Consider the following 14,898-nt stretch of genomic DNA (forward strand, 5'->3'; position numbering starts at 1 on the left):
ATCAGACCCGGTTGGCCTTGATGTCCACCACCTGGCTGGAAGGCTTGCTGGGGTTCTGCGCGGCCTTGCGGTCTTCGCTGAAGTTCACCCACAGGGTTTGAATGAGCATCAGGGCGGTGGTGACCACCAGATAAATCAGCGCCCCGGCGGGAATGGGGAAGAAGAACATGATCACCACAAACATCAGGGGCATGAACTTCATGATCGGAGACTGCATGGCCGCAGCGGCAGGGTCATTTTTATCCGCTTTGGGCTGTTTGGCCGTCATGATTTGCTGATAGAGCAGGGTCAGTACGCCGTAAATGATGATCAGGGCCAGCACATCCAGATTCATTTTGCTTTCGCCGGGCAGGGTGGGCACTTCCTTGGTCAATACGCCGTTCACATTGGTAAAAGTAACTTTTTCCAGTTCCCGGCTTTTTTCATTGACCACCAGCACATCGGCGGATTTGACCAGGGTTTTGTAATCGTCGCTCAGGCCCATTTGCTTGAAGTCCAGCACCATGGTGATGGGCGAGCCGGGCAAAAGCGGCTTGGGGGAGATGGTAATCAGCTTGTGCTGATCGGTTACTTCCTGCTCCTGGGTTTTGCCGCTCAGCATGTGCAGGGTGACGGTCTTGTCGCTGGAAAAGGCGTCGCTTTTTTCCACGTTGAAGGTGCCATCCAACGATTGACCGGCATGACTTTGCAGGGTGTGAGACAGGTTTTTGAGGAACAGGAACTTCTCATGGACGGTATCTACCAGGAAGTGGGGACTGCTGAGGGCCCCGTACAGGCCGATGAAAATAGGCAATTGCACCAGCATGGGCAAGCATCCGGCCAGCGGGTTGAAGGAGTTCTCGCTGTAGAACTTCATCATGGCTTCCTGCATTTTCTGAGGCTCGTTTTTGTACTTCTCTTGCAGGGCTTTGAGCTTGGGTTGCAGTTCTTGCATTTTGCGCATGGAGCGGGTCTGGGCTGAGTTCAAGGGCCATAAAACCAAGCGGATGGCCACGGTCAGCAGCACAATGGCCAGGCCATAGTTGCCGACCCACTCATGAAGCTGATGCAAGAGGTAAAACATGGCCTGGGTGATAATGTTCACAGGGGAGTCTCCTGATTAACTAGTTTGGCATATTGGGGGTTGGCACGGGGTCCAAGCCACCGGGGTGCAATGGATGACATTTGAGTAAGCGTTTGAGGCCCAGCCACAGTCCTGATTTGACGCCGTATGTTTCAACCGCTTCCTGCGTATACAAGGAACAAGTGGGGTGGAATCGGCAGACCGGGGGTAAAATCCAACGCCGAAACCGGGCTGTCATTCTATAGCCCTTTATTAAACCAAGAACAAAGGATTTCAGCATTGTTTTCTAGGGACTGCCATCAACAGGGGGTAGCGAATGGACGGGAGGAACCCGCTTACCCAAAGGACGCACACCTTGCAGGCAGCGTTCCATCTTATCTTGTAAGTCAGTAAAACTGGCGCTAAGGGCATCCGGACGGGCGATGAAAACCATAGCCCGATATGGAGAAACCCCAGACAGGGTCCCTTGCTTCAGGGAAAGTCGAACCAGCTCTCGCAGTCGTCTTCGGATGCGATTGCGCTTGGTGGCCCGCTTGTGGATTTTTTTGCTCACAATAAAGCCAAAGCGCGTGGGATGAACAACGCTTTGAGTCGCGGCTGGCACTGAGCTTACCGGGTTGCGCTCCAGCCCATAAAGCACGAAAAAAGGGCAACCAAACAAACGCTTGCCTGACAAAGTTCGCTTAAACTCACCCTTGGCTTTCAGGCGGTTTGATTTTGGTAACACAAAAATCGGCTTCGCTTAACGCAAAAACTAGATGGCGATTTTGTGGCGGCCTTTGGCACGACGACGGTTCAGGGTTTTTTGTCCACCGGGGGTGGCCATCCGGGCACGGAAGCCGCTAACCCGCAATCTTTTACGCTTTGTTCCTTCCAGAGTGCGTTTCATGAGGAGATCTCCTTAAAAATTAGAGCGCTTTCATACTTGAGTGAGATGTATTATCCATGAAAAATCACAGATTGCACGGCCAATTTCCACAAAAAAGAAGGAGCCGCTGGTACACTTGTGCAGTGAGGCGGTTTGGGGCTTTCCCAGCGTCTCGGCAACAGCACGACACGGCGTTAAAACCTGCAAACGGGATCTGATCATAGCGCAAAAAATCTTTATGTAAACGCTTTGATACGCAGGGCCAATCCGGCTGATGACTATGCTAGACTAACGATCTCAAGTCAGGGTTTTCTCGTGAGAGAGTCGAGAGGCCCCCACTCACTGGAAAGATAAGAGGCTTGCGCCAATTTCGGTGCTGGTTTTTGCTTTTTCGTTGCTTGAGTTCGACCTGGCTGGGGGTACCGGCCCGAAGCCACTCACAGTCAATGGTCTGCTCTCTGGTTTACTTTAGAAAGAAGGGTTAGGGTTCCGCGATTATGGCTCCATCGGTTCTGACCTCTGGCTCCAATGAAAGTGCCCTGCACGCAGACCTTGATCTGGCGGTGCTGTGGCAAAAAGTACAAGCCGATCTCAAGGGCAAAATGAGCCAGCCCAGCTTTGAGACCTGGATTTCTCCTCTGGAGATTGAAAAACTGACTGACAAGTCCGTCACTTTAAAGGCGGAAAGCGAGTTTAACCGGGAATTGATCCTGAAGCGATATCGTACTGAACTCAAGGCGGCTTTCAGCGAGGTGATTGGCACCCCTATGGAGGTAGCTGTGGTGGTGGCCGAACCCAAGGAAGAGGAGCCCCTCAGCGAGGAGGCATTTGCCGCCCGGGAGTTGCCCAATCGTCCCTGGACGCCCCGGGTGACCCGCAGTAACCTGAATCCCCGTTACACCTTTGAATCGTTCGTGGTGGGCCAGCACAACCGCTTTTGTCACGCGGCGGCCTTAGCCGTAGCCGAAACCCCGGCTCAAAGTTACAATCCCTTCTTTATTTACGGTGGGGTGGGTCTGGGAAAAACCCACCTGATGCAGGCCATTGGGCACTTTGCCTTGCAGCATCACACCGATCTGAAGGTGCGCTACGTCACGGCGGAGCAATTTACCAATGACATGATCAACGCCCTGGGGCAGAAGGATATGAAGGGCTTTCAGGATCGTTACCGTCGCAATGACATCCTGATTATTGACGATGTGCAGTTTCTGGAAGGGAAGACCCGCACCCAGGAAGAGGTGTTCCATACCTTTAACGCCCTGCACGAATCGGGCAAGCAAATTATTCTCTCCAGCGATCGTTCGCCCAAGAATTTGTCCCGTCTGGAAGATCGTCTGCGCAGCCGCTTCGAATGGGGGCTGATTGCCGATGTGCAGGTTCCTGATCTGGAAACCCGTGTGGCCATTTTGCAGAAAAAGGCCGAGCGGGAGCATTTTCAGGTGGGCATGGATGTGCTGAACTTTATTGCCGAAAGCTACCCCAATAACATTCGGGAATTAGAAGGCGCACTGAACAAAGTGGCCGCTTACGGCATGCTGACCCGAACCAGCATTGACCTGGTGGTGGCCCAAACGGTGCTGGGCACCCCGGTGGACAATCGGCGGGTTTCTCTGGAAGACATTCTGGAGACGGTGGCCGGATATTACCATATGCGCTCCTCAGACTTAAAAAGCCCTTCCCGTGCCAAAGACTTGTCTCACGCCCGTCAGGTGGCCATTTACGTGATTCGGGAGATGACCGAGGCCAGTTTTCCTAAAATCGGGGAATTGATTGGTGGTCGCAAGCACACCACCATTTTGTACGCCTACGAAAAAATCAAGGAAGAGCTGGAAAGCCACCCGGTGCTAAAGCAGCAAATCGAGGAAATCCGGGGTCGGGTGAAACCCCGATAAAGATACCGGTAGAGGCCTTGGTAAACGGGGCAGGGTAGTTAGTCTTTTGATTCTCAACCCGTGGTCGTTCTATGGGGTTGGTCCGTTAAAACCAGCACTGGAGAGCCCCGCTCGTCGTAGTTTGTGGGCCTGTTTTTGCTAGAAGCAATTGTGGGTACGGGTCAGTCCGCACTAAAATGCTAGTCCAGCCGCTCCAGAATAGACTGAAGGGCCAGCCGGGTATGGGCGTAGGTCAGTCCCCCTTGCAGGTACACGGCATAGGGCGGGCGCAGGGGGCCATCGGCGGAAAGCTCAATGGTGGAACCATCAATAAACGTGCCGCCGGCCATCACCACTTCATCGGCGTAACCGGGCGGATTGGCCGGAATGGGCAGGATATGGCTGTTAACGGGGCTGAGGCTTTGCAGCACCTGACAGAATTTGACCAGTTTATCCGCTTCCCGCAGGGTCAAAATCTGGATGATATCGCTACGGCTGTCCTGCCAATGGGGGGCCGTGTCATAGCCTGCCTGCTCAAACAGTTTGGCCGCCAGACTCATGCCTTTCAGAGCCTCTTTCACCACGCCGGGGGCCAGGTACAAACCTTGTAGCAGCAGGCGTGTGAGATTAAAGGTATAGCCACCATCGGCACCCACGCCGGGACAGGTTAAAAAGTCGGCGCAGGCTTCCACCAAATCGGCCCGTCCGGCTATGTAGCCACCGGCGGGCACAATGCCGCCCCCGGCGTTTTTAATCAGGGAACCCGCAATCAGGTCAGCACCCACGGCAGTGGGCTCCTGGGTCTGGGTGAATTCCCCGTAACAGTTGTCCACCATCACAATGACTTGCGGATGGATGGCTTTGACGGCCTGAATCAGCGCTGACAGTTGCGGAATGGTGAGGGAGGGGCGCAAACTGTACCCTCGAGAACGTTGGATGAACACCAGCTTGGCCGCTTTGATTTGCTCCGCTTCCGCTTCGGTAAAGGTGGTCCGCACGCTATAGCCCACAGCGGTTTCCGCTCCCGTTTCCGTTTGGGGGGGCGGGTTGAAGATGGAGAGTTCGTGATATTGCACCTGCTTGGCGGCCAGAGAGTGCTTGCTGTGGCCGCGCAAGCCGATCACCTCTTCCAGCGTATCGTAGGGGCGTCCGGTGATGGACAACAGGGTATCGCCCGGTTGCAGGCAGCCGTTGAGTCCCACGGACAGGGCATGGGTGCCGGATACGATTTGCACCCGTACCAGGGCCGCTTCCGCTTGCAAGGCGTGGGCAAACACGGCATCCGTGACTTCCCGCCCCAAGTCATCGTGGCCGTAGCCGCTGACCGATAAAAAATGCTCTTCGCCCACCTTGTTCTGGACAAAACCGGTTAAAACCCGCTGGAAGGTTTCATGGTAAACGGCCTCTTGCTGGGGCCAAATGCTTGCCTGAAGCTCGGCTTCAGCGGATAGAAGCTGTGAGTGGATGGCAGAGGGGGAGGAAAGGCAGTGCGTGTTCATCATGCCATCACCTTAGCAGAAAAGTGGATGATTTCTAATTTGTTTTTGGTTTTGGTCTTTAACTTGAAGGTTGAATGGGAGGCCCCAAGATCGCTCAAACCCCTTCGATCCGAAAGAACGAAGGGGTCGTAAACGGTTTAAAAATCAGGGGGCTTACTTGACGCTGACCAGGTGTGGGGTAACCCCCAGCTCGTTTTGAAGGATCTTGGCTTTGGCGTAGGCCATGGTGCGACGTTTTTCAGCACCCTTGATGATAAAATGCACTGAAAAAGCGGTATTTTTTTGCGGTTTGCGAGGTTGTGGGGTCATCAGCGTCGTAGCCTCCACCGTAGCGAATCTATAGTGATTCCTATCGGCGCATTGCCATAAACCTTTAGGATTTTTGGGAATCCCGTCCAAATGGTTTAACATTTTGTAATATATAAAGGTGACAGTACCAGGGTTGATCGCTTGTAAAAAGTGTAGGAAACCTATCATATATAATGGTAAGGGCCGTTAAAAGGGTATGGCGTATATCTGCCCCAAATTGGTTCCCCAAAGTTTGATTTCTACTTGCCCGAGGTAAAATGCAGGAATTTTTTCAAAAAAGTGCCCGTTGGATCGCATTGCTGATGTTGGTATCCTTGCTGGTGACCAGCTACGTATTCTTGTTTTGATAGTCACTATGCGCTTTCAGCATTGCTTCTCCCGTTTTAAAGCCCTGTTTTCAGCACTGTTACTGGGCTGCATTCTGCTGTCTGGTTTTTCTACCGATGTTTTTGCGGATAATCGCCAGAAAATCCAGGAACTCCAGGGGCAAACCAGTTCTTTAAAATCGCAGGCTGCTTTAATGCGCAAAAAAAAGCTGGAGAAAATGCGGGCGGCTCAGGTGCTGACCCAAAACCTGGCTGCCAATCAACGTCGTCTGGAGTTGGAACGTCGCTCACTGGAGTTTCATCAGCAGCGCTTGAATGAGACTCGGGATAAGCTGGTTTATTTGAATGGCCGTCTGGATGCGGTCATGGGAGAGGCGGTTCGGCTGGGACAAAACGCGGGGCGTCGCCTGAGAAACCTGTATATGGGCGAACGCCTGAGCATGATTCAGATGATTCTGGAGGCCAACGATCTTTCCACCTTGCTGGACCGTATTTACTACAAGAAAAAAATCATGGCCCAGGATAAAAAACTGCTGGAGGATTTTCGGGTCAAAATTTCGGAACTGAACTCTTTGAAGGCGGAGTTTGCCCAGCAAAAAACGGTGATCGGCCAGGCCATCGCTACCATTCGGGTGAAAAACGTGGAAATCCAGCGCTCCATCGAGATTGATCGGAACTTGCGAGAGCGTTACCGTAACGATGCCGCCTTTTACCAGCGGGCTGAGCAGGAACTGTTAGCGGAATCCAACAGCATTACCGCGCAAATCCGCTCTTTAATGTCGGCGCGCCGGAAAACCTTTACCGTGGTGCGCAATAGCACGGGCAGCTTTATGTGGCCCATCAGCGGGCGGGTCAGCTCCGGCTTTGGCTCCCGATTCCACCCCATTCATCGCCGGGTCATCACCCACACCGGGCTGGACATTGCCGGGCCCAACGGCGGGGCCATTCACGCCGCCGATGGGGGTGAGGTTATTTTTGCCGGCTGGAAAGGCGGCTACGGCAAGGCCATCATGATCAACCATGGCAACCGCAACGGCCAGAACCTGGTGACCCTGTACGGGCACTTGTCCGCCATTTCGGTTTCGACCGGGCAGTCTGTGTCCAAGGGGCAGGTCATTGGGGCGGAAGGTTCTACCGGTTATTCCACCGGGCCCCACTTGCATTTTGAAGTGCGGGTGAATGGGGCGCCGGTCAACCCACTGGGTTATTTGTAGTTTCTTTGAGGCAATTTGAATTCGGCACGACACTTTATCCAATTACCTCAAACTCTGGTAAAATGTTGGGGCAATGTTAAGAAAATATTAAAGGTTAAGAAAATACTAAAGGCTCAGAAAGTATTAAAGCGCTGGAAAGTCGTGAGAACAATTTTGTATTCAGCACTTCATTATGGGTTCGACCCGCCGGGTTGCTCAGGTGAGTCGCCCAAATACTGAACAGTAGCCCTTACAGCTTTTTTTTGTCCATTGGGCAGGCCAGGCCCCTCCACAGAAGGAATTTCATTTATGACTCAACCGGTAGACGGTTTGCGGATTTCACTCACCACCCAAAGGACTTGCTCCAAAGCAGGCGCGGCGTGTCTGGCCAAATCTGTGTTGATTGGGTTGGGACTGCTGGCCTGTGCGTCTGACTTCGGGGTGACCCCGGTTCAGGCCCAGATGATTAACGATCCGGCGGCCAGTGTGTTGATGATGAGTGCCAACTCCCGTTTTCAGCCGGTGAAAGAGGGTGAGTCAGAGGCGACTAAGCCCGAAGGAACGAAAAAGAGGCAGAAAGCATCCGATGTGACTTCCTCGGCAACGCAGCCGGCGCCTGTGGCGGATGCTAATGCAAAAAACACGGATGTGACGGCTCTTCCCGCCATTTTGGAGTCGGACGCCCCAGAAGGAAAGGCAGATGCGGATAGTGACGCCGGGAGTGTGGGCGCTTCCGGAGAGCCCATTAAGGCCCGTGCGGTCATGGTGGATATCAACAGCAACAACCTCAATTATGACCGGGATCATGACGTCTATGTGGCCACGGGCTCGGTCCACATGGTTATTTCGGATCAAAACTCCGAGTTGTACGCCGATAAGCTGATCTACGACCAGAATCAGGAGCTGGCTATCGCCGAAGGCAACGTGGTCATTGTTAAAGACGGTCAGCGGACGGAAGGCACTTACGCCAAGATTGACCTGACCCGTCGTTCCGCCCTGATTAACGACCCGGTAACCACGATTTCCGCCGTGCGGGTCAAGGCCAAGGAAGCCATGGTGAACAAGAACGAGATCATCATGGAGCATGGCCGCTTCATCATCAGCGGTATTGTTTATCAGCAGCTGGCCTCCCAGGGGGGGATTGGCAGTTTGGGGCAAAATACGGGTAAAGGCTCCCAGCAGGCCAAGTTGCGCCGGGAATTTTCTAAAAAAGCCTATGAAAACCGCATTATGCGAACCAACACCCTCACCTATGATCAGCAAAAGCAATACGAGGATTTGGAGAACCTGAAACAGGGCAAGCAAAACTTTGATGACTCGCCCAACAAGGTTTCCCGCTTCAGCATTAAGGCTAAGGAAATTGAGGTGGTTCGTCACGAGGACGGGTATGACGATGTCATGCTGAAGCGTCCCAGCCTGTATATGGGTAAGTACAAGCTGTTCACCTTCCCCAATACTGACTTGTCCTACGATGGTCCCACCAAAAACATTCAGTATCTGGGCCCTGATGTTGGCTCTTACCGGGCGTACGGTGGCGCTTACGCCGGGCCCGGCTGGGATTTCCACGTGGGGAAAGGCTCCCTGCGGGTGTCGCCCTTTGTGAGTTACGGCTCACCCGGTTTCTGGTCTTCCGATGGAAAATCCGGCAAGCAGATCGACGCGGGCTTTGGTTTGGGCGGACTGGTTCACTATCGGGACGCCAGCACCACCGTGGATTTGGGCTACAACAGCCGGGTGGGCTCTCCGGTTATGTTCGCCGATCGGCGCATTACCGACAATACGCACTTTATGGCCGCTTACAACGATGGCTACGTCAACGGGTTGCTGGGACAAACGGAACGTCCCAACTATATTGCCCAATTGACGGACTACCGGGTGTTAAAAGATTTCAAGAAGTTCCAGCTGACCTCGTTTGAAAGTATCGGGTACGCCCGGGATAACTTCTATCCCAACTTCCGGGAAACCTACTTCGTGGAGGCGGATAAAGGAAAATCGCCGCAAATGCTGGGCCGGGCCCAGTTACAGTTGCAACTGCAAAACACGGCGCCCCTACTGACCCTGGGTAAGTATGCCTCCATGGGCATGCGGGCCCAGCTGATCACCTCAGCTTATTCCTCTGCGGATTTTGTGGCCCTGGGCCGGGTTGGCCCCACCTTGAACCTGAACCTGTTTGACAGCCGCTTGCAGACCAGTATGGGTTATACGGTCAGCCAGTCCATCGGCAAATCGCCGTTTGTGTTCGACAGTTACTACGGCGGGGCTCAAAACGTGTCCATGAACAACCTGGTTCGCATCAACAAGTTTTTGAGTCTGGGAAACAGCGGCAGCTTCAGTTTGAACCGGGATAACGCCCGGAACGCTCTGGCTGTGGGCAATACGTTTTACATGATGGTAGGGCCCACCGATGTGAAGGCCACCATTGGCTACGATTTCATCAACCGTCGCTCTTACTTTGGCTTCAATTACTTCCCCGGTGCCAATAACTCGGTGGTCAACTTCGATAAAATGCGCATTATGCAGCCCGCCAATTTTACCCAACAGGCTTCCACTGCCAGATTTTAACCGATTTGTCTGACTGGAAACACTTGGGGCACGTGAGCTAGGCAGCAACCATCCCTGACTCTCATGGGATTCTTTTGGAAGCTGACCCAAATTATGCTACACTCTGAACCATTCGCTATCAGAATAAAGCATTGCTCTTCTGCCCTTGCTCATGGGTACAGAGCCTGAGTTGATCCCGTTTCAAGTACTTGCAGGAAAGCGCGTATGTCTCTCAGAGATTGGTTTGCCTCCAAACGAGATAAGTCCACCCGGCTGGATGTGGCCGCTATGAACAATCGCCTCACCGATGAGGAAATTTGCAAGTTGTGGACGCAGTGCTTCAACTGCCAAGAAAATTTACCCACCAAGGAACTGGAAAAGAATTTAAACGTTTGTACCCAATGTGGCTATCACTTCCGAATTGGCGCTTATGCTCGCATTGAGCAACTGTGCGAAGCGTTTGAGGAGCTGGATGCCGACCTCTCTCCCGCCGATCCCCTGAGCTTTACCGATACCGAGCCTTACTTAAAGCGCCAAAAGGATGCCCACAAAAAAACCGGCCTGAATGACGCCGTCATTACCGGCGTCGGTCAGATTGAGGGCGAGTCGGTGGCCCTGGCGGTGATGGATTTCACGTATCTGGGCGGTAGTATGGGCAGCGTGGTGGGCGAAAAGATTACCCGGGTCATTGAACGGGCTTTGGCTGACTGTTTGCCGGTGGTGATTTTCTCCTCGTCCGGTGGGGCCCGCATGCAGGAGGGGACCTTCTCCCTGATGCAGATGGTGAAAACCGGGGCGGCTCTGGCCCGCTTACACGAAGCTGGCCTGCTGTACGTATCCGTGTTGACCGAGCCTACCTTTGGGGGCGTGACGGCCAGTTTCGGTACCCTGGGCGATATTAACATCGCCGAAGAAGGGGCCCGGATCGGCTTTGCCGGTCGCCGGGTCATTGAGCAAACCATTCGTCAAAAGCTGCCCGCCGACTTCCAGACGGCCAACTACCTGTTGAATTACGGTCAGGTGGATATGGTGCTGCCGCGTCGGGAGCTGGGACCCATGTTGGCCAATCTTATTCGTTTGCACCGGCAATCCTCCGGTTTGAATCCAGCGGCCCAAACGTTCGCCAGCTCGGCGTCCGGGGCAGTTTGATAAGGAAACGCAAGCCATGTCCGACAAGATCCTTCCCCTGGAGTTTGAAAAGCCCATAATGGCAATGGAAGAAAAGATTGAGGAACTGATGCGGTTAAGCCAGGACAGTAAGATCGACTTCTCTGAAGAGATTGATAAACTTCGCGCACAGGCCGATGAGGTCAAAAGTAAGCTGTATCAAAAGCTGACCCCCGCCCAGAAGCTGCAAATCGCCCGTCATCCCCAGCGGCCCAACTTGCTGGAGACGGTCAAGATGCTTTCTCCCAATATGTGGATTGAAATGCGGGGCGACCGGGCCGGGACTGATGATCGGGCCATTATTGGTGGCATTATCGAGCTTTCCTCCGGACCAGTGATGGTGGTAGGCACCCAAAAGGGCCGAGGCATGAAGGAAAACCTGACCCACAATTTTGGCATGGCCAACCCGGAAGGCTATCGCAAAGCCCTGCGTCTGTTCGCTCACGCCGAGAAGTTCAAGATGCCCGTTCTGACAATCATTGATACCCCTGGTGCTTATCCGGGCATTGATGGGGAGCAGCACGGCATTGGTCAGGCCATTGCCTACAACATTCGGGAAATGGCTCGCCTGAGAACCCCCATTATTTCTGTGGTCAGCGGAGAGGGTGCCTCTGGGGGCGCGTTGGGGATTGGGGTGGCCAACCGCATTTATATGCTGGAGCATGCCCTGTACACCGTCATTTCCCCGGAAGGCTGCGCTTCCATTTTGTGGCGCAGCGCCGAGTACGCTTCCAAAGCCGCTGAAGCCCTGAAAATTACCGCTCAGGATCTGCTGGCCTTCGATATTGTGGATGGCATTATTCCAGAGCCCCAAGGGGGTGCCCATCAGGAGCCTGCTACTATGGCCCAGCGCATTCTGGAAACCGTGGAATCCGCCATTGCCGAGCTGAAGGGCTATGACGCCGAGAAGCTGCTGGTGGATCGCTACGATCGTTTCCGTAAAATCGGGGCTTTCTGTGAGGCCAAATCCCCGGCCCTGAAGTCCTAAAGCACGCTCCAATACAGGGCGCGCTGAGGACTTATTCTATTGGCGTTCTTCGTGCTGTTTGAGGCTACATTGCGCTGCCTTACTTAAAATTATTAACTTTTGTTACGGTTTGGGCGTTTTATTTTCTCTGACTAGCATCACTTTCCATTGACTTCGTTCATATAGACAACCCGAATGCAATGAAAGCCACCGACCGGCTGGGACCGACCGCCGGAAGGAGATGATGAGGAAGTTGATTCTTTATGTCCACCGTTTACGACACCATGAACACGCAGTTTGATGTGTTGGCTATGCCGGATTATGAGGCGGTGAGTCGACGATTTTTACAAGGGTTTCAGCCGTTTGTGACCGCGAAAAAATATCAGGCCGTGCGGGCGGTATTGCGGGAAGATGTGCGCCACGAGACTCTGGTGAAAAATCCTGACTTTATTGACGCCATTGTGAAGCAGATGGATGATGAAGCGGTTCTGGAGAAACGCTATATTTTTCTGTCGGTGAAGCCTCAGTCTGCGGTTTAATTTTTTTCAGCCAACTATCAACGTAGAATGATCCATCCTTCGTGTTTTAGTGAACTTTTGTTTTTGAAAAGGGTTTCAACCAAACATTTTAATCACGCATAAACGATGTACGCCTTGCTTTTCTCCGAAAGCGCGCTGTGGTCAGTCTTTCGTAATGAAATCAACCAGACCGGGTTGCCAAATTTGGGCAGCCCGGTTTTTTAATGATGTAAAAAATTGTGAATTTTGCATATCTCCAGGATGTGATCGGACTGAAGTTTAAGACGAGTCTGCCGAGGGTACTGTACAGATGGTGTTAATTGTACGGTGCGACCGATGAGCAGTCTTCCGCCTCTCATTTTTTATCCCCTGTACCCGGGAGGTCCCCAGGTCAGGGCTACCAACGCCTGGCTGAATGCCAACAGTTCTTTTCGCACCCAGGCCAACCAGTTTGTACCGGCTTACGGGGTCAATTTACCCACCGATTTAAGGGCTGATGAGGCTGATACTTACTATACGCTGAGCGGTAACCGAACCATTTCTCGCCGTCCGGTCAGTCAGGCCAGTCCATTGAGTGCGCCCCTCGGGTTTGACGCCACCGTGGTGGGCGGCTTAAAACGGGCTGCCGTTCCGGCGGTGGCCCCGGTAATTCCCAATGTGTTCAAGGCCGCTGAGCGGTTGCTGGCGGTCAGTGAGTTAAACATGACGGAATTGCTTGCCTTACCGGAGTTTCGCCTGCCCAATATTGGGCTGGGTTTAAAGGTGACCACCGATGGGCAAGGCGGTGTGGATACCGTGGGCATTTCTCCCGGTGTGTATGGCAGCCGTCTTCCGCTGGATGCCACCAATCCGGATTTCGGCGGGCTGAATCGGGCGGAAATTACCACGGGCGCTACTTTCAAGGTGACCGATCTTTCCATTGACCCCGGCCCGGCCATGGCGAGCCCCATGAATGCCAGTAAGCCCAGCCCGGCACCGAACTTGCCCATCGGGGCTGAGGCCTTGAATGTCAATCCCCGGGAGCGCACTGCCGGTATTTTCAAGCTGCAAGAACAGGCCTTACAGGCCTTACAGTCCCTTGACCCGGAGGCCGCCAACCTGAACGCCCTGTTGCAGCGTTTGGAGCAGCTGGACCAATTGGCCTCCGTGGACCCTTTGCCGAAGCAAACGGAACAAGCTCTGGGTAGCGCCACGGAAGGTCAGCAACTGGCCGCCAACCGGGCCGGCTTGGGGGTGAAGCCCAGTCAGGACTTTCAATCAACCGTGGCGGGACTGATTAACGCTAATAAACAGTCGGAAAGCTATGCCAGCGCTTTTGCCCCCCGTATGGATCAGGTTATGAACGGAAAAATAGCGGGTTCCCCCTGGATGGGCGGGCAATCGGCCAATGCCGGAAGCGGTGGTCTGGGCAATGCCGGTGGTTTTGAAATGGGCGCTGCCGTGGCAGATGCCATGAGCCGCAAGGGCAAGGGCGGCAGTTACGTTCCGTTTCAGCGCTCTAGTGGCGGAGAATCGGGCTTTGCCAACGCTAACCCCTTCATGGGCTCCGGCGGAGGTCTTGGAGCGGGCTCGGGCTTTAGCGCCTTTGGGGGACAAGCCGATCCCAACGCCTATCGTCCCCGCAAGCCCTTGGCTTTTACGGCCTAGAGAGCGTTAGCATCCACACGCTACAGGACGTTCAGCATTTTATGGGTTTGAGGAATGACCCGCACGTCATCGAAGTACTGGGTCAGGTAGTTTTCGGCGGCAAACACCTGACTGGGCAGGATGGACACGGTGCGGTCGGTCAGGCTGGTTTCCGGTTGCAGAATAATGGGGGTTTGCCGGTTGGTGACAATTCCCCGAACCTCGGCCAGCTCTGCTAAGGTGGTGTGCTGGTTGAAGACCAGCTTGATGAAGCATTCCGCGGCTGGGTTGCCTTGGGCTTGGGCGTAAAACTGGGCATGATTGTCAAATTGGGGGGCTTCCCCGGTGGCCGAGGGCAGCTTGATGTCCATGGCGATGATGTCCGTCCAGGGCAGCACGCTCTCCAGAAAATCGGCCTGGGTGCCGCTGGTTTCCAGGTAGGTTTTGCAGCGTTTCTGGATTTCAGGGAACACCCGTTGCAAAAACTGGTGATAGAGCAGGGGCTCCCCGCCGGTAAAGCTGACGCTGTGGTGCTTCGCGGTTATCAGCAAAGACTGGATAATTTCCACCAGCGTTTCTGGGGGCAAAGGGTTGTTATGATATTCAATGTTGCCGCTGCCCGGCGGGGTTTCCACATGGCATTGTCCGGTGGGTGAGGTCATGGGGGTGTCGCAGTAGGCGCATTTTAAGTGGCAATGGGCAAACCGCACGAACACCTGCCGCTTGCCCACGTAAACGCCTTCGCCCTGAATGGAGGAAAAAACTTCCTGCACTGGGGCGGTTTTCAGGCTTTCCGGGGTGAGTATGGGATCGGTTGGGGAGTGAAGGGCCATGGCGATTATTCTGGATTGCGACAGTGTTCGTAGATATTGTAATACGGTCGCCCTGATTCTGGGAGATCGGAAACGCAAATGAACATTTCAGGGCGGTCGATTGGCTGCCGGATGAAT

14 protein-coding genes are annotated in these 14,898 nt (G+C 53.9%); 7 read left to right on the forward strand and 7 right to left on the reverse strand.

The window, feature by feature from the left end:
• Window position 1 precedes the first annotated feature (1 nt).
• Genes DF283_RS06270 through rpmH form a run of 4 tightly spaced genes read right to left on the reverse strand, consistent with a single transcriptional unit; the run spans window position 2 to window position 1,952 of the window.
• Entirely contained in the window at window positions 2-1,084 is a 1,083-nt protein-coding gene (locus tag DF283_RS06270; protein ID WP_303673879.1) for a YidC/Oxa1 family membrane protein insertase, read from the reverse strand.
• A gap of 19 nt (window positions 1,085-1,103) precedes the next feature.
• Window positions 1,104-1,343, reverse strand: a complete 240-nt coding sequence (yidD, locus tag DF283_RS06275) for a membrane protein insertion efficiency factor YidD (protein ID WP_303673880.1) — start codon at window positions 1,341-1,343, stop codon at window positions 1,104-1,106.
• A gap of 6 nt (window positions 1,344-1,349) precedes the next feature.
• Entirely contained in the window at window positions 1,350-1,790 is a 441-nt protein-coding gene (gene rnpA, locus DF283_RS06280; RefSeq protein WP_303673881.1) for a ribonuclease P protein component, read from the reverse strand.
• Between the two features lie 27 nt (window positions 1,791-1,817).
• A complete protein-coding gene (rpmH, locus tag DF283_RS06285; RefSeq protein ID WP_303673882.1) occupies window positions 1,818-1,952 on the reverse strand; it encodes a 50S ribosomal protein L34 in 135 nt (44 codons plus the stop codon).
• Between the two features lie 476 nt (window positions 1,953-2,428).
• On the opposite strand from rpmH, the gene dnaA reads away from it, so the two are divergent.
• Window positions 2,429-3,823 (forward strand): chromosomal replication initiator protein DnaA, encoded by a 1,395-nt coding sequence (gene dnaA, locus DF283_RS06290; protein WP_303673883.1) that lies wholly within the window; start codon window positions 2,429-2,431, stop codon window positions 3,821-3,823.
• 179 nt (window positions 3,824-4,002) lie between these two features.
• Here dnaA and DF283_RS06295 read toward each other — a convergent pair whose 3' ends face one another.
• Window positions 4,003-5,304 (reverse strand): methionine gamma-lyase family protein, encoded by a 1,302-nt coding sequence (locus tag DF283_RS06295; RefSeq protein ID WP_303673884.1) that lies wholly within the window; start codon window positions 5,302-5,304, stop codon window positions 4,003-4,005.
• Between the two features lie 150 nt (window positions 5,305-5,454).
• On the reverse strand, window positions 5,455-5,610 hold the full coding sequence (locus DF283_RS06300; protein WP_303673885.1) for a hypothetical protein: 156 nt from the start codon (window positions 5,608-5,610) through the stop codon (window positions 5,455-5,457).
• A gap of 355 nt (window positions 5,611-5,965) precedes the next feature.
• Here DF283_RS06300 and DF283_RS06305 point away from each other — a divergent pair, with 355 nt between their 5' ends.
• The 6 genes from DF283_RS06305 to DF283_RS06330 all read left to right on the forward strand — a co-directional run bounded on the left by DF283_RS06305 (window position 5,966) and on the right by DF283_RS06330 (window position 13,969).
• Window positions 5,966-7,150, forward strand: a complete 1,185-nt coding sequence (locus DF283_RS06305; RefSeq protein WP_303673886.1) for a murein hydrolase activator EnvC family protein — start codon at window positions 5,966-5,968, stop codon at window positions 7,148-7,150.
• 288 nt (window positions 7,151-7,438) lie between these two features.
• The gene (locus DF283_RS06310; protein ID WP_303673887.1) at window positions 7,439-9,691 is read left to right on the forward strand and encodes a hypothetical protein; all 2,253 of its coding nucleotides are present in this window, start codon (window positions 7,439-7,441) and stop codon (window positions 9,689-9,691) included.
• 204 nt (window positions 9,692-9,895) lie between these two features.
• Window positions 9,896-10,819, forward strand: coding sequence for an acetyl-CoA carboxylase, carboxyltransferase subunit beta (gene accD, locus DF283_RS06315; protein ID WP_303673888.1), 924 nt, complete (start codon window positions 9,896-9,898; stop codon window positions 10,817-10,819).
• A 16-nt stretch (window positions 10,820-10,835) separates the two neighbouring features.
• Entirely contained in the window at window positions 10,836-11,825 is a 990-nt protein-coding gene (locus DF283_RS06320; RefSeq protein WP_303673889.1) for an acetyl-CoA carboxylase carboxyltransferase subunit alpha, read from the forward strand.
• A 242-nt stretch (window positions 11,826-12,067) separates the two neighbouring features.
• Window positions 12,068-12,343, forward strand: a complete 276-nt coding sequence (locus tag DF283_RS06325; RefSeq protein WP_303673890.1) for a hypothetical protein — start codon at window positions 12,068-12,070, stop codon at window positions 12,341-12,343.
• 315 nt (window positions 12,344-12,658) lie between these two features.
• Complete coding sequence (locus DF283_RS06330; RefSeq protein WP_303673891.1) at window positions 12,659-13,969, forward strand: hypothetical protein; 1,311 nt, start codon at window positions 12,659-12,661, stop codon at window positions 13,967-13,969.
• A 20-nt stretch (window positions 13,970-13,989) separates the two neighbouring features.
• On the opposite strand, the gene DF283_RS06335 is transcribed toward DF283_RS06330, so the two are convergent.
• Window positions 13,990-14,781, reverse strand: a complete 792-nt coding sequence (locus tag DF283_RS06335; protein ID WP_303673892.1) for a 7-carboxy-7-deazaguanine synthase QueE — start codon at window positions 14,779-14,781, stop codon at window positions 13,990-13,992.
• Window positions 14,782-14,898: the final 117 nt, after the last annotated feature.

This window comes from Vampirovibrio chlorellavorus, from assembly GCF_003149375.1.
In the GTDB taxonomy this organism is placed as follows: Bacteria; Cyanobacteriota; Vampirovibrionia; order Vampirovibrionales; family Vampirovibrionaceae; genus Vampirovibrio; species Vampirovibrio chlorellavorus_B.